This window comes from Streptomyces sp. NPDC029164 (assembly GCF_055563995.1).
Map to the genome: position 1 here is coordinate 26,243 of NZ_JBVHWW010000003.1, position 21,718 is coordinate 47,960.

Here is a 21,718-nt window from a genome sequence, read left to right on the forward strand (position 1 = left end):
GGGCCCGGCAGCGGTCCCGCGCGGCCAGGGCGAGACAGCCCGCCCACGCCCCACCCGCGAGGGCGGCGGCCCACGGGCCGAAGTCCGCCCGTGCGGCGGCCAGGGGAAGTGTTATAGACGGTGCGGTAGGGGCAGAAAATCAGCGCGCGCCCCAGCCGCCGTCGACGGGGATCGACGTGCCGGTGATGTAGCCGGTGAACGGACCGCAGAGCCACACCGCCACCGCGGCGACCTCCTCCGGCTCGATCAGCCGCTTGATCGCGGTACGTTCCAGGAGCACGTCCGTGACCACGTCCTCGGGAGCGATGCCGTGGGCGGCGGCCTGCGAGGTGATCTGGTGCTCGACCAGAGGGGTGCGCACGTAACCGGGGCTGACGCAGTTGCTGGTCACCCCGTGCGGGGCGCCTTCGAGAGCGGCGACCTTGCTCAGCCCCTCCAGGCCGTGCTTGGCCGCGACGTAGGCGGACTTGAAGGGACTGGCCCGCAGGCCGTGCACGCTGGAGATGTTCACCACGCGGCCCCAGCCGGCCCCGTACATGTACGGCAGGCACTGCCGGATCAGCAGGAACGGCGCGGTGACCATCACCTTCTGGATCAGTTCGAACCGGGCCGGCGGGAAGTCCTCCAGGGCCGCCACGTGCTGCAGTCCGGCGCTGTTGACCAGGATGTCGACCTCGTCCGGGAGCGTGCGAACCGCCTCGGCATCGGCGAGATCCACCACGTGCGGCCGGCCGCCGACGGCCTCGGCCACGGCCCCGGCCGCCCCGGAGTCGAGGTCCACCACGTGCACCAGGGCGCCGGCGTCCGCCAGCGCCCGCGCGCAGGCCCGTCCGATACCGCTGCCGCCTCCGGTCACCATGGCGGTGCGCCCCGAAAGGTCCACACCGCCGCCGCCGTGCGCGAAGGATCCGGGAGCTGCGTGAGATTGGCTCGTCATGGCCGGAACGCTAGAGACGCGGCGCCGGACATCCCATGTCCACGGTCGCCACAGTGGACCGCGGTGAGGTGTGGGCCGACGCCATGCCTCCCGGCCGGCGGGCCTAGCGGTAGCCGGTGGCGTCCGCCGGGCGGCCCGGGTCCTGGACCTCGACCATGTAGCGCCAGCAGTCCGGCCGGCTGCCGTCGAGGTCCGTGAAGCCGTACACCTGCGCGAGCTGCCCGCTGGAGAGGGACTGTCCGTTCCAGCGCGCCACTCGCGGGTCCGCGGCGAGCGCCGCGACCGCCCGGCCCACGTACGAGGGGGTCTCGGAGATGGCGAAGTGCGGGGCCTTGGCCACCGCGTCCCGCCAGTTCGCCTCGGTCACCTGGTAGTTGTCGAGCATCATCTCCGAGCGCAGCCAGCCCGGCGTCAGTGCCACCGCCGTCGCCCCGCGCGGCCCCAGCTCGTGCCCCAGGGCGAACGCCATGCGCAGCACCGAGGACTTGGCGAGGTCGTAGAAGAAGGACACCCGGTAGTTCGCCGCGTTGTACTCGGCGGTGCCGTCCGTCATCTCCACCACCAGCCCGCCCGGCTCGCGCAGCAGCAACGGCACGGCGAAATGGCTGGTGATGGCATGGGTCTCGACCGCCAGCCGCAGCAGCCGCAGCCCCTTGTCGAGATCGTGCTCCCAGACCGTGCTGTCCCACTCGAAGAGCACCTCCCCGCCCCAGATGTCGTTGACCAGGACGTCCAACCGGCCCTCTTCGCCGTCGATCCGCCCGACCAGCGCCTCGACCTCGGCCGGCACCAGATGGTCGGCGACCACCGCGATCCCGCGGCCGCCCGCCGCGGTCACCAGCTCGGCGGTCTCCTCGATCGTCTCGGGCCGGTCGTAGTCCGAGCGGCGGCCGCGGGTGCTCCGGCCCGACACGTACACCGTCGCGCCCCGAGCGCCCAGTTGGACCGCGATGCCGCGGCCCGCGCCGCGCGTCGCCCCGGCCACGAGGGCCACCCTGCCTTCGAGAGTCCGCTGTGATTCAGGCATGCCCCGACCCTACGACGGCCGCCCCGTCCTGCGCCCGCCGGACACGGCGACCACCGCCAGGGACAGCAGCAGCCCGCCCGCCGCCAGGCCCAGCGCCTGGCCCGGCCCCCACAGGGTCCAGGCCGCACCGAAGAGCAGGGAACCCGCGAACCGGGCCAGCGCCTGCGCGGTCTGCAGCGCCGCGAGCCCCGTGGTGCGCAGCTCGGCCGGCAGCAGCGGTCCGGCGGCGGCCATCAGCACGCCGTCGGTGGCCGCGTAGAACAGACCGAGCAGGGCGAGCACGCCGGCGACCAGCGGCGCCCCGGCCGGTACGGGGGCCAGGAGCAGCAGGCAGGCGCCGAGCAGCAGCGCGTGCCCGCCGAGGAAGACCCGGCGGCGGCCCAGCCGGTCGGCGAGCCGGCCCACGGGCAGTGCGGCCAGCAGGAACACCGCCGCCGTACCCACGGGCAGCAGCGGGAAGTACGCGGCCGACAGGTCGAGCCGGCGCTGGAGCAGCAGATAGAGGAAGGCGTCGCCGACGGTGAACAGGCCGAGCACGGCGGCGGTCAGGCACAGCCGCCGCAGGCCGGGGATCCGTAACAGGGTGCGTACGGGGGGCAGCGGAGCCCGGGGCGGAGCCGCGGCGGGGGCGGGCGCGGGAGCGGGGGCCTCTCGTACGAAGAGCGCCAGCATCACCACCCCCAGCACGGCGATGCAGCAGCTCACGGTGAACACGGCCTCGTATCCGTCCACCGCCACCCACAGCACCCCGAAGGCGGCCAGCGGCCCCAGCAGCGCGCCCGCCGTGTCCAGCGCGCGGTGCACCCCGAAGGCACGGCCCTGCTCCTCCGGCGGGACGGACAGCGAGATCAGCGCGTCGCGCGGGGCGGTGCGCAGTCCTTTGCCGGTCCGGTCGGCGGCCAGCACCGCCGCGACCGACCAGGGCGTGGTGACGGCGAGCAGGGCCGCCTTGCACACGGCGGACAGGGCATAGCCGGTGCCCGCGACGAGTTTGCGGCGGTGGGTGCGGTCGGCGATCCGGCCGCCCGCGAGGCGCAGCAGCGCGGTGGCGCCCTGGTGGAGTCCGTCCAGGGCGCCGAACGCGAGCGGCGACATGCCGAGCCCGGCCATCAGGTACAGCGGCAGGACGGCGGTGACCATCTCCGCGGAGACGTCCGTGACCAGGCTGACCAGCCCGAGCGCGAACACCGTGCCGGGGACGGCCCGCAGGGGGCCGTTCGGGGCCGGGGTGTCCCCGGCGATGTCCGCGGCCCGGCTGGTCGACAGGTACACGCATGCCTCCTCGGGAGCGGCCGGGCCGTCTCTTCCGGCCTAGAACCAGTTGATGGTGAGCGGGAACGCGGCGGTGACGGTGGTGCCGGTGGAGTCGGTGGCCGTTGCCGTGATCTGGACCGTGCCGCTGCCCCAGGGCTTGCCGGAGACACGTCCCGAGCCGGCGTCGACGGACAGGCCCCAGGGCAGGCCGGTGGCCGCGTACCGGTAGGCGGGCTTGCCGCCGGTGGCGGTGAGCTGGATGGTGCAGGACTGGTTGAACTTGCAGGTCTGCGGGCCCGGGTTGGCCAGCTTCAGATCACCCGGAGTGGGGGTGGGAGTGGGAGTCGGCGTGGGTGTCGGGGTCGGGGTGGGCGTGGGTGTCGGGGTGGGCTCGGTCGAGGTGTCGAACACCTCGCTGATCGGCTGGACGTTGGCCGCGTTGCCCGCGTGCGTCGCCGTGCCGAAGAGGTCCTCGAAGGTCCGCAGCAGGTGGTGGTGGTTGAAGGCCGTGGCGTACTTGCCGGTCTTGACCTTCGCGCCGTGGAAGACGGTGGCGATCTGGTTCGAGCCGAGGTAGTTGTCCTCGTCCCAAGTGAGCACCAGCAGGCTGTTGTTGGCCTTCGCCCACTGCGCGTAAGCGTCGATGTTGTTCCGCGTCCAGGTGTCTCCGGTGTTCACGGAGCACGAGTGCATGTCGTTGCACTGGTTGGGGACCACGAAGGAGAGGCTGGGCAGCGCCGCGAAGTTGTTCTGCGGGAACTGCGCCCAGGTCTTCCCGGTGTTCAGCGGCACGTTCTTGAAGGCGAACCACGGGTTGTGCTTCTGCGCGTACTGGCCGTTCGTGCAGGCCGTGGACCCCTCGCTCGGCAGGTCCTCGTTGTACGTCGCGAAGGTCTTGCCCGCGGCGATCAGTTCCTGGCCGAGGTTCGGCGCCGTCATCGACTGCGGGGTGTAGCAGCCGTCGCCCGTGATGCCCTGCGTGGCACCGGAGAAGAGGTTGAAGTAGTTCGGCTGGCTGGGGTGGGTCAGCGCCTTCATGCCGGTCAGACTCGCGCCGCCGTTGGCCAGCTGATTGATGTACGGGGCGTTCGCGCTGCCGATGATCTCCCCGTACTGCTTGTTCTCGTACACGACGACCACCACGTGGTCGTAGGTCGGCAGCGCGGCCGCGGCCGCCGCCGCGGGAGCGGCCGAACCACTCTCCGCCGCCTGTGAGTTGGCCACGGTGAAGGCGCCCAGCAGGCCGAGCGCGCCGAGCCCGGCCACGAGCGCCGACCAGCGGGCCCGGCGTCTCAGCTCGGCCCTGGGTGAGGGTGAGGGGGTGGGCATGGGTGTTTCCTCCCTGTCGTGGGTCCTGCGACCCCGTGTCATTCCTCGCGCCGGGCCGCACCGGCCACGGCGATGTTCAGGAAGCGCGGTACGGGCACCCCGCGGCCGCGGAAGTCCTCCGCGACCGCGGCCCGTACCGCCGTCAGTCGTGCCTGGGGCAGCAGCACCAGCACGCTCCGCCCCGGCCGCGGCCCGGGCCGCCACGCGCTGAGCGCGCCCGCCCGCCGGGCGCAGGCAACGGCCCGGGCCAGCTCCCGCGGCCGGTCCGCGGCCTCGCCGCGCACGGCGACCAGCACCAGCCGGTCTCCCGAGGCCGCCGGATCGAAGGTCACGTACCGCTGTCGCCGCCGGGGCTGCGGACCCACCAGCAGGGCCCGGCCGGGCCGGGCGAAGAGCACCGCCCGGCGCAGCCCGTCGTCCCCGTCCGGCAGTGCGCCGGCCAGCAGCCCGGCCAGTTCCGCACGGTCCGGCCGCGCACCCGCCGCCGTGTGTACGTCGGCCACCGCCAGCGCCACCGCGCACTCGGCGGGTTCCGCCGTGGCCAGCCCGGCGGCCCCCGTGAGCGAGCCCTGCACGTGCAGGTCCGACCCGCCGCGGCCGTAACCGGCGCGGGCCAGCGCCCGCAGCACCGTGTACGGCCGCACGGCCCAGTCGGGGGCCGCGGGCGGCGGCCCGGACAGCGTCAGCGGCAGATCACAGCTGTCCGCGGGGTGGGCGAGGGAGCTGAGCCGCACCAGGCCGTCGGAGCGCGGGGCCGCGGCGGCCGCCGTGGGCCAGCCGGCCGCCGCGACCAGCCCGGGAGAGCCCAGGTGGAAGGCGTACGGCGCGCTCCACACGGCGGCGGGCGGCCGTCCGTGCGCGGCCTCCAGGGCGTAGGCGACGAGCCGGAACAGCGGATCGGCGGTGGCCCGCCGAGCCAGGTCGCCTCCGGCGGGTTCAGCCGGGTCGCCTCCGGTGGGGTCCAGGGCCCCCGTCCCGTCCGGACGGAAACCGGGGCTCCGCCCCGGAGCCCGCGCCTCAAACGCCGGCGAGGCTGGATCCGTCAGCCCGTCCGGCGTTTGACGGCCGGGTCCGGGCAGAGCTGTCACGAGGCGTCCTTGCGGGCCAGCAGCCGGTAGGCGTTGCCGCCGTCCGTGCGGTGGGCCGCCGCCGTGCGCAGGGCGTCGAGTACCGCCGCGCCCGCGAAGGCCGGCAGGGCGGCCAGCCGGACGGCGCGGGCGCGGGCCCGCGCGCGGGCCGTGGCCGGGGGACCCCACGGGCGGTCCGGGTCCGGGGCCAGCCCGGTCGCCGCGAGCGCCACCGCGCCGAAGAAGTCGTTGCCCTGGTGGGCCGGTCCGTGCTCCTCGGCGAGGACCGTGAACCCCCGGTCGGCCAGTGCCTCGCGCAGGTTCGCGGCGGGCATCAGGTGTTGGTGCTGGGGCTGGAACCAGGGCAGCCACACCGGGCCGAGCAGCCGGGCCATCCGTGACTCGGGGTCGGGCAGCTCGATGGTCAGGAACCCGCCGGGGGCCAGCACGGCGGCCGCCGCGTCCAGTTCGGCGAGCGGGTCCCGGGTGTGCTCCAGGTAGTGGTACATGCTGACCACCTCGTACTGGCCCGCCAGCTTCGACGCGAACTCCGGGAACTGCCCCTGGTATCCGGTCTCCACCCAGCCGCGGCGCTCCGCCTCGCGGACCCCGTCGCCCATGTCGAGCCCGTCGAACCGGGTCCGCGGCCAGACGGCCCGTGCCGCGTTGCAGAAGTGGCCGTGCCCGGTGCCGACATCCAGCCAGGACAGCGGGTCGGCGTGCGGGAGGAGCATCTCGGCGCGCCCCCGGTACGCGGCGCCCAGCCGTCCGAAGACCGTGCCCGCGCCCTCGCCGCCGCGCCCGTCGTAGAAGTCCCGGTAGTAGAACTCCAGCCCCTCCACGGTCAGTCGGGGGTTCTGGAAGACGTGCCCGCACTCGTCGCACTGCTCCAGCGTGAACAGGCCGGGCTTGCCCTGGAGCAGGTCGGGCACCCGCACCCGGAGGGCGAGGCGGTCGGAGCCGCACCACGGGCAGTCCGGGCGGCGCGGTTCGAGGAACCGCGTGGTACCCGAGGCCAGTTCGGCCTGATAGGCGGCGGCCCGGACGGTGTCCCGCGCGCGGTCCTCGCCCGATCCGCCCCCGCCGGCCGCCGCGGCCGTACGCAGGGCGGCCCCGAGGGAGCGCAGCGGCCGGGCCGCGGTGGCCCGGGCCAGACCGGCGGGCCGCAGCGGGGAGCCCGGCCCGCCCAGGGCGAGGTACGGCTGGAGCCAGTACAGCCCGGCCGCCGCCGCCCCCCACCGGCCCTGGCGCAGCGCGGCACCCGCCAGCAGCGCCAGCCCGCCGAGCTGCGCGGCGGCCAGGGCCCCCGGCGGCAGCCCCTGGGCCCGCAGCTCGGCGACCCGCGCGGGCCCCCCGGGCTCCGCGGGTCCGCCGCAGCTCAGGCCGGGGGCGATGGCCAGGCCCGTCGCGTCGGCGGCGTACTCCTTCAACCGGCGCGTCAGCGCGAGCAGTTCCGCCGGTACGGGGCGCGGGCCGAGGGGGTCCACCCCGGCCCGCGCCAGCACCTCCTCGGCGACGAGCACGGCGAAGCCGGCCCCGCGCCCCTCGCCGAGCCGGTCCCACCGGTACCGGGCGGGGTCGACGAGCCTCAGCAGCCCCAGTGCCCGCTCGGCGGGCAGGTCCGCGGGCAGCAGGTCCAGCACCCGCAGCCCCTCCGCCTCGGCGTGCGCGCACGCGGCGAGGAAGGTGGCCGCGTCGGGCTCGACACCGCCGGTGGTGAGCAGCCGCCACCCGGCGGGCCGCGGTACCCCGGCCGCCGCGGGCGGGGTCACGGGCAGCACCGGGATCGCCCGCAGTCGGCGCCCGGCGCGTACGGTGCCGGCGGCGAGCGCGGCCAGTAACACCGCGGAGGTCCACCGGACCCGGGAGAGCGGGGGTGGCGTCATAGCAGTTTCTCCAACCGGTCGGCCGCGGCGGCAGCCCCGCCCGCCGCGGCGAATGAGGCCTGGATCCGCCGGGCGGCCCGGCGGGGGCCGGGATCGTCCAGCACGGCCGTGAGGGCGTCGCGCAGTTCCTCGGCCCGGGTCCTGCCGAACCGCACCCGGATTCCGGCTCCGGCCTCGACCACCTGCCGGGCCACGATCGGCTGGTCGTCCCGGATCGGGGCGACGACCAGCGGCAGCCCGTGGGCGAGGGTCTCGCACACGGTGTTGTGACCGGCGTGGCAGACCACCGCGTCCAGGTGCGGCAGCAGGTCCAGCTGCGGGACGCTCTCCTGGAGCAGTACGTGGCAGGGCACCGGCCCGATCAGCGCGGAGGGCGCCGCCAGCACGAACTGCACCTCGTCGGCGAGCCGTTCGGCGGCGCCCAGCACCGCACCGTAGAAGCGGGCGCCGGCCTCCTGGTTGAGGGTGCCCAGGGACACCAGCACCCGGCGCCTCGCCGGGTCCAGCCGCTGCCAGGGGAATCCGGGCGAGACCGGCCGGGAGCCGAAGGCCGGCCCGACGTAGGCGTGGTGCGCCGGGAAGTCGCCGGCCGTTCCGACGAGTTCGGGAGTGGAGAAGACAAGGACCAGCCGCTCGGAGAACCGCGGGTCCCAGCCCCCCGACTCCGGAGCCGCGTCACCGAACTCCGTGAGCAGGCCGCAGATCTGCCCGGCCACCCACTCGCCGACCTTCGGGAAGTCCGCGAAGGGCCGGGTCAGTTCGGCCGAGGTGCTGGCGGAAGTCGCCCACGGGACGCCGAGCCGCCGGGCGACCAGCGGCCCGGCCAGGGCCTGCTGGTCGGCGACCAGCACGTCCGGCCCGAAGGCGCGGACGGCGCGCTCCACCCCCGGCACCATCGCGCGGGCCAGCGGCACCAGCGCCTCCTCCCACAGGAACCGCAGCGCCGCCACCCCGCGCAGGTCGCGCCAGCGCTCGTGCAGCGCCGAGTACCCGCCGCCCGCCTCCTCGCCGGCGGGCAGGATCCGGGCCTGCGCCGGCAGCAGCCGCGTCAGCGCCGAGGCCGGTCCCGCCCAGGCGATCTCGTGGCCGCGGGCGGCCAGTTCGGCCCCGACGGCCACGGTCGGATTGACGTGCCCGGCCAGCGGGGGCACGGTGAACAGCACCTTCACGGGACCAGCGCTCCCGCCCGCGGCCGCGCCGCCGCCTCCGCCGCGTCCGCCGCGTCCGCCGCGTCCGCCGCGTCCGCCGCGTCCGCCTCGTCCGCCGCCGCGGCCGTCACGGTCGTCGCGGGCTGCGCGGCCGTCGCGCCGAGATGGGCGAGCACGGACTCCCGCAGCACCCCGCTGCTCTCCTTCAGCACGTCGTGCCCCAGGCCCGGCAGGATCCGCAGCGTGCCCCGCGGGGCGTGGCGGGTCAGCTCCCGGCCGCCCGGGACCAGTTCGGAGTGTTCGCCGCAGACGGTCAGGACCGGGCAGCGCAGCCGGGCGTAGTCGGCCGGGGTGAAGGTGCGGCTCGCGGCGATGTCGTCGATGAGGGTGGTGCGGTTGAGGAGGGCGTCGGCGATGGCCGTCAGGTTGGCGGCCTTGCGCAGGCGCAGGGTGAGCAGCTCGGCGGGGACCGGGCTGTCCTCCAGGCTGAGCGCGGCCGCCGACAGCGTATCGACCATGTTCTCCACCCAGGCTCCGCCGAGCGGGGGTTCGAGGAGGGTGAGCCCGGCGACGAGGTCGGGCCGGGCCAGGGCGGCGTGCAGGGCGAGGGTCCCGCCGTAGCTGTTGCCGACCAGGTGGACCGGGCGCTGCCCGAGGCCCAGCGCGCCGAGCAGGGCGAAGAGGTCCCGTACGGCGGTGCGGCTGTCGTAGCCGGAGGCCGGGCGCTCGGTCCGGCCGTGGCCCCGCAGGTCGTAGAGGACGGCCTCGTGCCCGGCCCGGGCCACCGGTACGGCCAGGGGGCAGTAGAAGGAGGAGAGGTTGTCGACGACCAGCCCGTGCAGGAAGACCACGACGGGGCGGTCCGGGGCGTCGGCTCCGTCGGCGGCCGGCAGCCGCTGGACGTGGAAGCGCAGGGAGTTGGCGAGGACGACGGCCATGGCGGGCTCAGCCGGCCGACGCGGGCGAGGCCCCCGCCGAGACCCGGGCCAGGGAGGTGTGCGTGATCCGGCCGATGTGGGTGACCAGTTCACCGACGGACATGGCCAGGATCGCGTCCATGTCCTTCTCCGCCAGGAAGCCCATCAGGTCCACGTCGGCGCCGTAGCGGTGGTGGAGGAGCTCGGCGAGCGCGACGAACTCGATGCTCTCCAGGGCGAGGTCCTCGTTGAACGTCGTCTTCATCGTGACCTCCTCCGCGAGCAGGTACTCGTCGCCGACGATCTCCACGAGCATGTCCGTGATCTCGGCGAGGATGTCAGTAGCCATGACGGTTCTCCGTGAGGTGGAAGGGGACGGGGGAGGGCGCGGTCGGGTGGGCGGTCCAGGCGACGACGTGGTCGGTCGGTGAGCCGGTCGGCGGGGTCGCGGTCGGCGTGCCGGTGAGCGGTGTGCCGAGCCGTGTCGTGCGGATCGGGTACGGGTGCCCGTCCGGGGACGTCACGAGCAGGCCGCCGGAATCCGGGTCGCCGGCCACCCGCCACTCCCGCGGCCGGCCGCCCAGCCCGCTGCCGGCCGCCTTGGCGGCGGCTTCCTTGGCGCACCACAGGGCGGTCAGCGCGGCCGGCAGCCCCGTGCCTCCGCGGGCCGCCAGCCGTTCGGCGAGGCGGAGTTCGTCCGGCGCGAGGGCGATCCGGATCAGCGCGTCCGGATCGGCGGTCACGGGCTCCACGTCGATGCCGACCGCCCGCGCCGGGTCGGCGAGGGCGACCGCGATCCGGTCCTTGTGGGCGATCGACAGCCGGTGCCCCCGGGCCAGCGGGCCCTCGGCGAGCGGCCGGCCGGCCGCGTCGTTGCCGATGGGCACCTCGGCCGGGAACACCGGCCCGGCTCCGCCGCCCCACAGGAGCCCGCGCAGCGCGTCCTTGGCGGCGATCCGGCCCAGCAGCCAGGGCGCCCGGGTCCGCGGCGACAGCCGCTCGTAGACCGCCCGCTCGGCGGCGCCCAGGTAGCGGCGCATCACCAGCTCCTGCGAGGCGGGATCGGTCCAGCGGCGCCGGGCCAGGCACCAGCCCTCGGGCCGGGGCTCGCCGATCCCGCAGACCTCCGGGGTGAACTTCATCGGCCAGACCCGCTCGTCGGCGCCGAACCGGCGGTACGTCCACCCGTCGATCCGGGCCCACACCCCGCCGGACGCCCGGCGCAGTTCGAGGTCGCCGCGCACGGTGACGTCGTGCACCTCGCGGATCCGGGCGGTGGCGGTGACCAGCTCCTGCGGGGTCGGCGGCGGCCCGAAGAACCGCATGCGGTCCACGGTGGCCGGGAAGACCAGCCGGTCCACCGGGAGCCGCAGCTGCATCCAGTGCCCGAAGAGCTGACCGGCGGCGTCGAGGAGCGCCCCCTGGTCGGGCAGGGCCCGCAGCACGCCGTGGATGCCGTCCGAGCCGACGGTCCGCACCTCGTGGACCCCGGCGAAGCGCGGCCCGTGGAACATCCACCGGTCCCGGTAGAGGGCCGCGGCGCTGACGGGCGCGGGCCCCGGGTCGCACAGCGGCGTGTCGTCGGGCGCGGGCGGCTGTCCGTACCGCTCGCCGAGCAGCACGACCACCGAGGCGTACTCCCCGAGGGCGACGTGCACCCGGCCGGGCCCGTCGCCGCGGACACGGACCTCGACGTCGACGGCCGGCGCGACGGCGAGCCACCGCAGGGCCCGTACGTCCTCGTAGCCGACGACGGCGAGACCGGGCGGGGCGTGCCGCCGGGCGGCGTCGGCGGCCAGCTCCAGCATGGTGGTCATGGGCACGACGGGGAACCGGTCGGAGTCCTCCGGCCAGCCGTCGGGCTGGAGGTACACGCAGTGGTCGCGTACGGAGGGCAGCGCGGCGAGCGAGAGCCGCAGGAGCTCCTTCCCCGCGGCCCCTCCCGTAGCCGGACCGCCGGGACCGGGCGCGTCGGCAGCGGCCGACCAGGCGTCGGTGACGGCCCGGGCGGCCGAGCCGGCATCGGCCAGCACCGCGTCCAGGGCGGACAGCAGCACCGGCCGGACCGCTCCCGCCGCCGGGCCGGCGGCCGGGGCCGGGGCGGGGGCGGGGGTGAGGGTGAGGAGGCCGGTCAGGGAGGTGCGGGCCGCCCCGCCCAGGCGGACCAGCGGGGACCCGAGGTCCAGGGGCACGCGGAGCCCCGGCCCGGCGGGTGCCGGCCGCGGTGCGGCCGGGCCGGGGCGGAGCGCCGAACCGGCCGTCGGGGCCGTCTCGGCCAGGAGCCCCCAGCGCGGCGCGTGCCCCTCGGCCCAGAGCGCGGCGCAGGTGCGGGTCAGTGCCGCGAGGCCGGCCAGGCGGGGGGAGGAGGCGGAGACGGAGAGGTGGGGACGCTCGCGCAGGGTGTCCTCGACGAAGCCCGGCAGACTGCCCGGCCCCAGCGTGACGAAGGTGCGCACGCCCTCGTCCTCGTACAGCCGCAGCGTCAACGCGCGGAAGCGGACCGGCTCCAGCAGATGCCGCACCACCAGCTCCCGCACCTCGTGCGGGACGGACGGGAACGGCGCGCACGTCGTCGCCGACCACACCGGGAGGGAGCCGGCCCGCAGCGGCAGCCGGCCGAAGGCGGCGCGCACCTGGCCGAGGTACGGCTCCCACATGGGCGTGTGGAAGCCCGAACGGAACGGCAGTTCCTGGCCGAGCACCCCGTCGGCGCGCAACCGCTCCACCACCGAGGCCACTTGGTCCGGATCTCCGCAGATCACCGACTGGTGCGGGCAGTTGTCGTGGCTGACCACCACCGCGTCCAGGCCGTGCAGGGCCGCCTCGGCCCGGCGGGCGCCGCAGCCCAGCGCCGCGTACACGAGGTCCGGGACCCGCAGGTCGTCCGGCCGCAGCGAGTCCAAGAAGGTGTCGGCCGCCTCCTGCGGATACATTCCGGCCGCCACCATCGCCGCCCACTCGCCCAGGCTGTGGCCCGCCAGCACATCGGCCTCGATGCCCAGCCCGGGCAGCGCCCGGGCGAAGAAGCGGCCCGTCGCGATCGCGTCCAGGGCCCGTTCCACGAGGGTCGCGCCCCGGGTGAGCCGGGGCGGCTCCAGCCCGAGCCGGTCCGCCACGTCGTCGACCACGGGGGCGAACTCCGGCTCCAGGCCCGGGAAGAGGAACGCCATCCGGCCGCCCAGCGGCTCCGGTGTGAACCACACGTCCCCGCGCCCCCGCCACGGCCGGCCCCGGGCCACCACCTTCGCGGCGAGCGCGAGCCGCTGCGGCGTCGGCCCGACCACCGCGACCCGGCAGGGACCGTCGCCGCCGGAGGCCGGGGGAGCGGACGCCGCCGAAGCGGACGCCAGCCGCGCCGAAAGCTCCGCCGTGGTGTCCGCGCCGATCAGGAGTACGTCGGCCCGTGCGGCCGGCCCCACCGGCGCGGCCGCGGCCCCCAGGGGCAGGAAGCGCCGCACCGGAAGCGGCGGGCGCGCGGCCGCCGGAGCCTCCTCCAGGACCACGTGCGCGTTGATCCCGCCGAACCCGAACGCGTTGACCCCGGCCCGGCGGGGCTCCGGCCCGCGCTCCCACGGCTCCGCCCGCGTCACCGGCCGCATCCGGGTCCGGGCCAGGTCCGCGTGCGGCTCCTCCAGGTGCAGCGTCGGCGGCAGCACCCCTTCGTGCACCGCGAGCGCGGCCTTGATCAGTCCGGCCATGCCCGAGGCCTGCATGGTGTGCCCGAGCATCGACTTCACCGAACCGAAACCGATGCCTTGCCCGTTCCCCGGTGCGGGCGGACCGAACACCTGGGCCAGGGTGTCCAGTTCGGCCGCGTCACCGACCGGGGTGCCCGTTCCGTGCGCCTCCAGCAGCCCCAGCGCGCCCGGCGCCCGCGGATCCAGTCCGGCCTCCCGCCAGGCCCGCTCCAGCGCCTGTACCTGGCCGGCCACCAGGGGGCTCATCAGGCTCGCCGCCCGGCCGTCCCCGGCCACGCCCGTCCCGCGGATCACCGCGTACACGCGGTCGCCGTCCCGCTGCGCGTCCGCCAGCCGCTTCAGCAGTACCACCCCGGTCCCCTCCGACAGCAGGGTTCCGTCGGCCCGGCGGTCGAAGGGCCGGATCCGCTCGCTCGGGCTCAGCGCCCGCAACTGCGTGAACACGCTCCACAGCGTCGCGATGTGGCAGTGGTGCACCGCCCCCGCGACCACCGCGTCACAGCGGTCCGTGGCCAGCAGTCCCACCGCCTGGTCCACCGCCAGCAGGGACGAGGCGCAGGCCGCGTCGAGCGTGTAGGCGGGTCCGCGGAAGTCCAGCCGGTTCGCGGTCCGGGCGGCCGTGAAGCTCGGCACCAGCCCGATCGAGGCGTCCGGCCGCTCCGGCCCCAGCGCGTCCTGGAACGCCGAGCGCACCGCCGCGATCCGCCGCTCGCCCAGCTCCGGCGCCAGCTCCCGCAGGGTCTGTGCCAACTGGTGTGCCGTGCGCACCCGTTGGTCGAGGCGTGCGGTGGCCACGCCCATGAACCCGCCGCGCCCCAGCACCACCCCGATCCGGGAACGGTCGGCCGGCAGCCGGTCCTCGCCGCCCGCGTCGGCGATCGCCTCCGCCGTCGCGTGCAGGGCCAGCATCTGATCCGGCTCGGCCCCTTCCACGGCGGCCGGCATGATCCCGAAGCGGGTCGGGTCGAAGGCGGCGAGGCCGTCGACGAACCCGCCCCTGCGGCAGTAGAACCGGTCACCGGCGGCGGGTCCGCCGGCGGGCCCCGCGGCGGTCGGGTCGTAGTACACCTCGGGGTCCCAGCGGCCCGGCGGGACCTCGCCGATGGAGTCCGTACCGGCGAGGAGGTTGCGGCGGTACGCGGCCAGGTCCGGGGCGCCCGGGAAGACCGCGCCCATGCCGACGATGGCGGCGTCGGTGGGGCGGGGGGCGGAGTCGTTGCGCCGGCTGCTCATCGACTCCCGCCGTCCTGTGCCGTCGCCGTCGGTGCCGCTGCCATGAGGACGACCTGTACGTCGGTCCCGTGCGACAGTTCGGCCAGGAACGCGGCGGCGCCGGCCGCCGGCTCGATGAGCGGGATGCCGCGGCGGGCGTACGCACGCTCCAGCTCGGGGGTGACCATCCCGCCCGCCTCGGCGGCCCAGGGGCCCCAGTCGACGGAGAGCACCCGGCCCGGGAAGGACTCCGCCCAGGTGTGCGCGAGGCCGTCGAGGGCGTCGTTGGCCGCGGCGTAGTCGGTCTGGCCGCGGTTGCCGTAGACCCCGGCCACGCTCCCGAACAGGGCGAGGAAACGGGGGGCGGGCGCCGGGCCGTGCTCGGCGGCCGCGGCGGCCAGGTGCCGGGCGCCGGTCACCTTCGTGGTGAACACGTCGGTGAAGTCGGCCGGTTGCTTGTCGCTCAGCAGGCCGTCGCGCAGGACGCCGGCGCCGTGCACGATGCCGTCGAGCCGGCCGTGGCGCTCCCGTACGTCGGCCACGACGGCCCGTACGGCCTGCTCGTCGGTGACGTCCGCGCGGTGGTAGCGGACGGAGGCGGCCGCCGCGGAGAGCGCGGACAGGGTGGCGCGGACCTCGCGCTCGGCGAGGATCCGCGAGGCCGCGGCCTCGATCTCGGCGGGCGTACGGAGCCCCGCGGCGATCAGGGCGGCGCGGAGGGCGACGCGGTCCTGGGCCTGGGAGAACTCGTCCGTGGCGGTGGCGCCGGGTTCCGGGGTGCGGCCCAGGAGTTCGATGTGGCATCCCGTGGCCTGGGCCAGGGCGAGGGCGGTGCGGGCGGTGATGCCGCGGGCTCCGCCGGTGAGCAGGACGACGGAGTCGGGGCCGAGGTGCTGTGCGGTGCCTCCGGGCGGTGCGTCCGCGGCCGGGGCGAGTGGGGCCGGGACCGGTGTGCGAGTGGTGCGCGTGCCCTCGGGGGTGTACCCGACGGACGAGTGGGGTGTGTCGCAGCCCAGTTCTGCCAGGAGTTGCGCGGCGATCTGTTCGGGGGCCTCCTTGGGGTGGACGTCCACCGCGCGGATGAGTGTGCCGGGGAACTCGAGGGCGGCGCTGCGGGCGAAGCCGTGCAGGCCGGCGGCGGGGGTGCCGGGTGCGGTGACGAGCAGCAGCCGGTGGGTGCCGGCCGTCAGGGTGCGGCGCAGCGCGGGGAAGAGCTGGGGGAGGACGGGCTCCGAGCCGGTCCGCAGGGCGGTCAGGTCGACGATGCCGTCGAAACCGGGCTCGGGTTCGGTGAGGGGGTGCGGCTCGGCCCCGTAGGCCCGCAGCGCCGTGGAGAGCGCTCGGGCGAGGCCCTGGCCGTCGTCGACCACGCCGATCCGCAGGCCGTGGAGGGCTTCCGGGTCCGGGGCGGGTGTGGGGGCTGGGGCGGGGGCCGTGTCCACGCGGAGGCGGGTGAGTGGGAGTGCGGTGGGCTGGGGGGCCGGGTGTGGGTGGGGGTGCTGGTGCTCGTGCTCGTGCGGGTGTGCGTGCGCCTGCGGGTGTGCAGTGGTGTGCGTGGTGATCCAGTCGACCATGGCGCGCAGGGTCTTGATCCGGGACAGCTCCTCGACCGCGGACTCGGCGGAGCCGCCCGGGTCTTGGGGGAGGCCGATCCGGTCGGCCAGGGCGCCGATGATCTCCACGCGCTTGATGGAGTCGATGGAGAGGTCCGCCTCCAGGTCCAGGCCGGGGTCGAGCATGTCCAGCGGGTAGCCGGTCCGGGTGTGGACGATCTCCAGGACGACCTGCATGACCGCCTCGGGGGACCGGTCGGGGGCCGGGGCTCCGGCGGGGGCGGTCGGGGGTGTGGGGCCGGCCGCGCGCCGGGACGTCTCCTCGGACACCGAACGTGTCGGGGGGTCGGAGAGCTGGGCGGAAGTGCCTTCGGCGCCCTGCGGGTATCGCCCCGGCACACTCCCGACCCCGGCGGGACCGGTCACCGGCAGCCCCAGGTAGCTCAGCAGGACGTCCCGCTGGGCCGCGACCAGCTCGCGGGTGCTGCGCAGGTACTCCAGGATCGTCTCCTCGGCGCCTGCCGTCCGGCTCGTGGTCATGCCCGTGCCTCCGTTCGCGGTCGTGCGCGGATCTACGGCTTCGGTGGGCGCGGCCACGCGCTGCGCGGGGCGGAGGCCGCCGGGGACCGGGGTGCCGGATGCGGTGCGGACCAGGTGGCCGTCGACCAGCCAGCCCGGGCGGCGCGGGGCGCGTTCGGGGAGGCGGGAGGTGCGGCCGCGGAACAGGGCCTCCGGCGCCACCGGCACGCCGGCCGCGATCAGTTCGGCCAGTGCCGTGACCAGCCGGACCAGGCCGTGCTCGCCGGGTACGTCCAGCGGGATCACCGTGTGGGGGCGGTCGGACAGGATCCGGCTGATGAGGGCGGTGAGGACCCGGCCGGGGCCCGCCTCCACGAAGGTGCGGACGCCGGCCGCGTACATGGCCTCCACCTCGTCGACGAACCGGACCGGCTCCGCGACCTGCCGGGCCAGGAGGTTCTGCATGTCCGCAGGTGAGGTCGGATACGGGCGTCCTGTGGTGTTCGACCAGACGGGGAGGGCCGGGGCTGTCATCGGTGTGTCCGCCAGGGCCGTGGCGAGGGCCTTCGAGGCCTCTGACACCACCTCGCTGTGGAAGGCGCAGGCCACCGGGAGGGGCTCCGCCTGGAGTCCCGCCTCGCGGAGAGCGGAGATCGCTTCTTCGATGGTGGGTGTGGGGCCCGAGATCACGCACTGACGGGGGGCGTTGTGGTTGGCGATCGTGCAGCCGGTGTGCGCGGCGACCTGGTCCGGTGTTGCCGACACCGCGGCCATCCCGCCCGGATCCGCGCCGGCGGCCGTCAGGATCGCCTCGGCGCGTCGGGCGCTCAGCCGCAGCAGGCTCCCGGTGTCGTAGACCCCGGCCGCCCAGAGCGCGGTGAGCTCCCCGTACGAGTGCCCGGCCACGCAGTCCGGCCGTACGCCGAGCTCGCCGAGCAGCAGGTGTGCCGCTGCCCCGGCCAGTCCCAGGGCCGGCTGGGCCACGCGGGTGTCGGTGACCGCCGTTCTCCGGGCTGCCCGTCCCCCGGCGGTGAACGCCGCGGGTGGGAACATCGCGGCCACGACCGGGGGCGGAGCCGAGTCCAGGAGGGTGCGCAGGGCGGGGAACGCCGTGAACAACTGGCCCAGCATGCCGGGGCGTTGGCTGCCCTGGCCGGGGAAGAGGAAGGCGGTCAGGCCCGCGTTCTCCCTGGCGATGTAAAGGCCCGTGCCGTGCGTGAAGGTGCGGGCCTGTTCGAGGCGGGCCGCCAGTTCGTCGAGGTCGGCGGCCACGATCGCCACCTGGACCGGGCCGGAGCCGGTGGCGGTTTCCGCCGCGAGGTCGCGCAGCGGCCAGGGGCGGCCGGCCGTGTCGTTCTTCTCCAGGCGGGCCGCGAGCCGCGCCATCGCCCGGCCGGCCGCCTTCCGGTCCGCGCCGCGGAAGCAGAACAGCTCGGCCGGCCACTCCTCCAGGCCGTGCCGGGGCTCGTCGGCCCCGCCGTAACCGGCCAGCACCGCGTGGTAGTTGGTGCCGCCGAAGCCGAAGGCGCTCACGCCGGCGATCCGCCGCTCGACGGGTACGGCCCAGGGGCGCGCCTCGGCGTCGAAGGCGAAGGGGCTGGTCTCCGCCCGCCAGGCCGGGTTCGGGGTGTCGATGTGCAGGGTCGGCGGCCGTACGCCCGAGTGGACGGCCCGTGCGGCCTTGATGAGTCCGGCGAGACCCGCGGCGCACTTGGTGTGGCCGAGCTGGGATTTCACGGAGCCCAGGGCGCAGGACCCGGCGGGGGCTCCGGAGGCGGTGAACAGCTTGCTGAGGACGGCCAGTTCCGTGCTGTCGCCGACCACCGTGCCGGTGCCGTGCGCCTCGATCAGGCCCACCTCGGCCGGGGCGATGCCGGCCCGTGCGTAGGCCCGCTCCAGGGCCCGTCGCTGTCCTTCCGGGCGGGGTGCGGTCAGGCCGAGGGACCGGCCGTCGCTGGCGGAGCCCACCGCCTTGATCACGGCGTACACCCGGTCGCCGTCCCGTTCCGCGTCCGCGAGCCGCTTCAGGACGAGCGCCCCCACCCCCTCGCCCAGGGCGATCCCGTCGGCGGCCGCGTCGAAGGCCCGGCAGCGGCCGCCCGGCGACAGGGCGCGGACGGAGGCGAACATCAGGTAGTCGTTGATCCCGTTGTGCACGTCGGCGCCGCCGCACAGCACCATGTCGCTGTCCCCGTCACGCAGTTGGCGGCAGGCCAGGTCCAGGGCGGCGAGGGAGGAGGCGCAGGCGGCGTCGACCGTGCAGTTCGCGCCGCCCAGGTCCAGCCGGTTGGCGACCCGGCCCGCGATGACGTTGGCGAGGATTCCGGGGAAGGAGTCCTCGGTGAGCCTGGGCAGTTGCTCGTCCAGGGCGGGTGGCAGCTCGCCCAGGTAGGCGGGATGCAGGGCGCGCAGCCCGTACGCGCCCGCCAGTTCGGTGCCGGCCTCCGCGCCGAAGACCACCGAGGTCCGCGAGCGGTCGAAGGCGCGCTCCCGGCCGTAGCCGGCGTCGCCGAGGGCCCGTGCCGAGATCTCCAGGGCCAGCAGCTGCACCGGCTCGATCCCGGCGAGGGAGGCGGGCGGGATGCCGTGCGCGAGGGCGTCGAAGGGCACCGGGCCGAGGAAGCCGCCCCAGCGGGAAGGCGTGCGTTCCCCGGCCCGGGCCGGGTCGGCGTCGTAGTAGAGCTCCGGGTCCCAGCGCTCGGCCGGCACCTCGGTGACGGCGTCCGTCCCGGCGAGGACCATCGCCCAGTAGGCGGCGAGGTCCGGCGCGCCGGGGTAGGCGCAGGCCATCCCGACGATGGCGATGTCGAGGGGGTCCGCCGTCTCCGGTGCCTCGTCGGCGAAGTCCCGGGCCCGACGTTCCAGCAGTGCCGCGGCTCCCTCGGTGACCTGCGCGTGCAGTGCGCCGATCGTGGTGGTCGCGGTGCGCAGGGTCGCGGCCTGGCCGAGCATGAACAGCCCTTCCCCGTACTGCTGTTCCTCGTCCACGGCCTCCAGCCGGTCCGCCGCGCGCCGCAGGCCCTTGCTGGCGATCCGCAGCCGCCCCAGGTTGAGCCGTTCCAGCTCCTCCCAGACCTCGCGGGGTTCGACGCCGCTCTCCGCGAGCCGCCGCCGGGTCGCCTCGAAGGTCCCGGCGTACGGGGTGTCCGCGCAGCGGGTGGCGTGCCCGGGCGCGGTGCGCAGCAGTACGGTGTCCGCGCACTCCACCGCCGCCCGCTGGAAGCCCGGCAGTACCGCGCCCGCCGCCACGGCCTCCTCGGTGAACAGGTAGGCGGTGCCCATCAGCACCCCGATCCGGGCGCCGCGCTCGGCCAGCGGAGCCGCGGCCGCCACCGCCATCGCGGCGGACCGTTCGTCGTGGATGCCGCCCGCGAACAGCAGGTCCAGGGCCTCCGGTTCGGGGCAGGACAGCAGCCGCTCGACCTGCTCCTCCCACAGCGGGAACGAGGCGCGCGGCCCGACGTGCCCGCCGCACTCCAGCCCTTCGAAGACGAACCGGCGAGCCCCCTCGGCGAGATACCGCTCCAGCAGGCCGGGCGAGGGCACGTGCAGGTGGGTGCGGACCCCGGCCGCCTCCAGCGGGGCCGCCTGCGCCGGGGTGCCCCCGGCGATGATCGCGTGCGGTGGACGGGCCTCGGTCACGGCCGCCAGCTGCGCCCGCCGCAGCTCCGGCGGGGCGAAGCCGAGCAGTCCCACGCCCCAGGGGCGTTCCCCGAGCCGTTCGGCCGTCTCGGCGAGGAGCCGGCGTACGTCCGGGCCCTCCATCACGGCGAGCGCCAGGTACGGGACGCCGCCCGCGGCGGCCACCGCCTCGGCGAAGGCCGGCTGATCGCTCACCCGGGTCATCGGCCCCTGCGCGACGGCCGGCGGCCCGGTCCGGGCCGCCGCCGCCAGGTGCTCGCCGATGGCCGCCCGTACGGCGAGGAGCACACCGCCGGTGGTCCGGTGCCGCTCGGCGAGCCGCGCCGCCGAGGCACCGTCCTGGCCGACGGGCAGCAGCTGGGTCCGCAGGTCCCGGGCGCCGAGCAGCAGGTGGGCCGGACCCTCGGGCGGGGTGAGGTCGGGCCGTGCGAACACCCGGTGCCCGTCGGCGAGCCGGGTCTCGGAACCGTCCATCCCCTGGAGCGCGGTGACCACTTCCACCGGCAGCGCGGCCTCCCCCTCGACGGTCAGGGCCAGTTGTGCGTCGAGCAGCACGCCGGCGGCGCCACCCGCGACGGCCGCGGCGGCCGTGTGCGGCCCGATCCCGCCGAGGGCCCGTACGGGTACCCGGATCGCGGGATCCCCGAGCAGCTGCTGGAGCAGCACGAAGGTGGTGGCCGCGCCGACCCGGCCGCCGGCTTCGTGGCCCTTGGCGACGAGCGAGTCCGCCCCCGCGGCCGCGGCGGTCGTGGCCTCCGCCAGGCTGGTGACCTCGGCCCACACCCGGGGCCGGCCGGCCGCCGCCGCCCACGCGGCCACCCGCTCCGGGGTGTGCCACGCGGGGTCGGCGAGCAGCACGGTGTCGACCTCGGCCGGCAGTTCCTCCGGTCCGAGCGGGCAGCCCGTGGGCACCCGCACTCCGTACCTGCCGCCGCTGCCGAGCCGGCGGCCCGACTCCGTGAGTCCGTTCCGCGCGGCGTTCGCGTCCCGGCCGAGGTCGAGCAGCCCGAGGGCCCCGGCGCGTTCGGCGGCGGTCACGACGGCCGGGCAGGGCTCCTCGAAGGGGCTGACCGCGACGACCAGATCGCGGGTGGCGGCGGACTGTGGGGAGTGGGGGGTCACGGGCGCTCCTCTTCCAGTGCTGTGTGACATGGCGGAGTCCAGGACGGCGGAACGACGGAACGGCAGAACGGCGGGGCGGAGAGCGGAGAGCGGAGAACGCGACAGAGCGCGAGGAGGGGAGTGCGGCGGTCTCGCACGTCTGCCGGAGTGCGGCAGGCTTGAACAGTGGTCAAACACCCTCATGCCGCGTTGCATCGTGCGGTGGTCGCCGTGCACTGTCAACAGCCATGCGGAGTACGGTGTTTCGCTCCCGCGGCGCTCGCGGACCACCTGGCGTGCACCCCGAGCGGACCCGCGAACCGCCCCGGCCGAGCCGTGGCCTGCGGTGTTACCGAGCCCGGGTCGGCCGGCCCCGCGGCGCGGCACGGGGTGCCGCGTCCCCGCGGACATGCCGCACCGGCATGCCT

11 protein-coding genes are annotated in these 21,718 nt (G+C 76.0%); all 11 read right to left on the reverse strand.

Going from position 1 to position 21,718, the window contains the following annotated elements:
• Positions 1–139 precede the first annotated feature (139 nt).
• Positions 140–937, reverse strand: coding sequence for a 3-hydroxybutyrate dehydrogenase (locus ACZ4VT_RS04315; RefSeq protein WP_467946474.1), 798 nt, complete (start codon positions 935–937; stop codon positions 140–142).
• 103 nt (positions 938–1,040) lie between these two features.
• Positions 1,041–1,964 (reverse strand): SDR family oxidoreductase, encoded by a 924-nt coding sequence (locus ACZ4VT_RS04320; protein WP_467946476.1) that lies wholly within the window; start codon positions 1,962–1,964, stop codon positions 1,041–1,043.
• A gap of 9 nt (positions 1,965–1,973) precedes the next feature.
• The gene (locus ACZ4VT_RS04325; protein WP_467946477.1) at positions 1,974–3,236 is read right to left on the reverse strand and encodes an MFS transporter; all 1,263 of its coding nucleotides are present in this window, start codon (positions 3,234–3,236) and stop codon (positions 1,974–1,976) included.
• Between the two features lie 39 nt (positions 3,237–3,275).
• Positions 3,276–4,547, reverse strand: a complete 1,272-nt coding sequence (locus ACZ4VT_RS04330; RefSeq protein ID WP_467946479.1) for an alkaline phosphatase family protein — start codon at positions 4,545–4,547, stop codon at positions 3,276–3,278.
• A gap of 38 nt (positions 4,548–4,585) precedes the next feature.
• A complete protein-coding gene (locus tag ACZ4VT_RS04335; RefSeq protein WP_467946481.1) occupies positions 4,586–5,635 on the reverse strand; it encodes a galactokinase in 1,050 nt (349 codons plus the stop codon).
• Positions 5,632–7,500, reverse strand: coding sequence for a methyltransferase domain-containing protein (locus tag ACZ4VT_RS04340; protein ID WP_467946483.1), 1,869 nt, complete (start codon positions 7,498–7,500; stop codon positions 5,632–5,634). Before ACZ4VT_RS04340 ends, ACZ4VT_RS04335 begins: the two co-directional genes overlap by 4 nt.
• Entirely contained in the window at positions 7,497–8,663 is a 1,167-nt protein-coding gene (locus ACZ4VT_RS04345) for a glycosyltransferase (RefSeq protein WP_467946827.1), read from the reverse strand. The genes ACZ4VT_RS04340 and ACZ4VT_RS04345 overlap by 4 nt, the downstream gene beginning before the upstream one ends.
• 2 nt (positions 8,664–8,665) lie before the next feature.
• A complete protein-coding gene (locus ACZ4VT_RS04350; RefSeq protein ID WP_467946485.1) occupies positions 8,666–9,586 on the reverse strand; it encodes an alpha/beta fold hydrolase in 921 nt (306 codons plus the stop codon).
• Between the two features lie 7 nt (positions 9,587–9,593).
• Positions 9,594–9,914, reverse strand: coding sequence for an acyl carrier protein (locus ACZ4VT_RS04355; RefSeq protein ID WP_467946487.1), 321 nt, complete (start codon positions 9,912–9,914; stop codon positions 9,594–9,596).
• Complete coding sequence (locus ACZ4VT_RS04360) at positions 9,904–14,496, reverse strand: beta-ketoacyl synthase N-terminal-like domain-containing protein (RefSeq protein ID WP_467946489.1); 4,593 nt, start codon at positions 14,494–14,496, stop codon at positions 9,904–9,906. The genes ACZ4VT_RS04355 and ACZ4VT_RS04360 overlap by 11 nt, the downstream gene beginning before the upstream one ends.
• Entirely contained in the window at positions 14,493–21,311 is a 6,819-nt protein-coding gene (locus tag ACZ4VT_RS04365) for an SDR family NAD(P)-dependent oxidoreductase (protein ID WP_467946491.1), read from the reverse strand. Before ACZ4VT_RS04365 ends, ACZ4VT_RS04360 begins: the two co-directional genes overlap by 4 nt.
• Positions 21,312–21,718 lie beyond the last annotated feature (407 nt).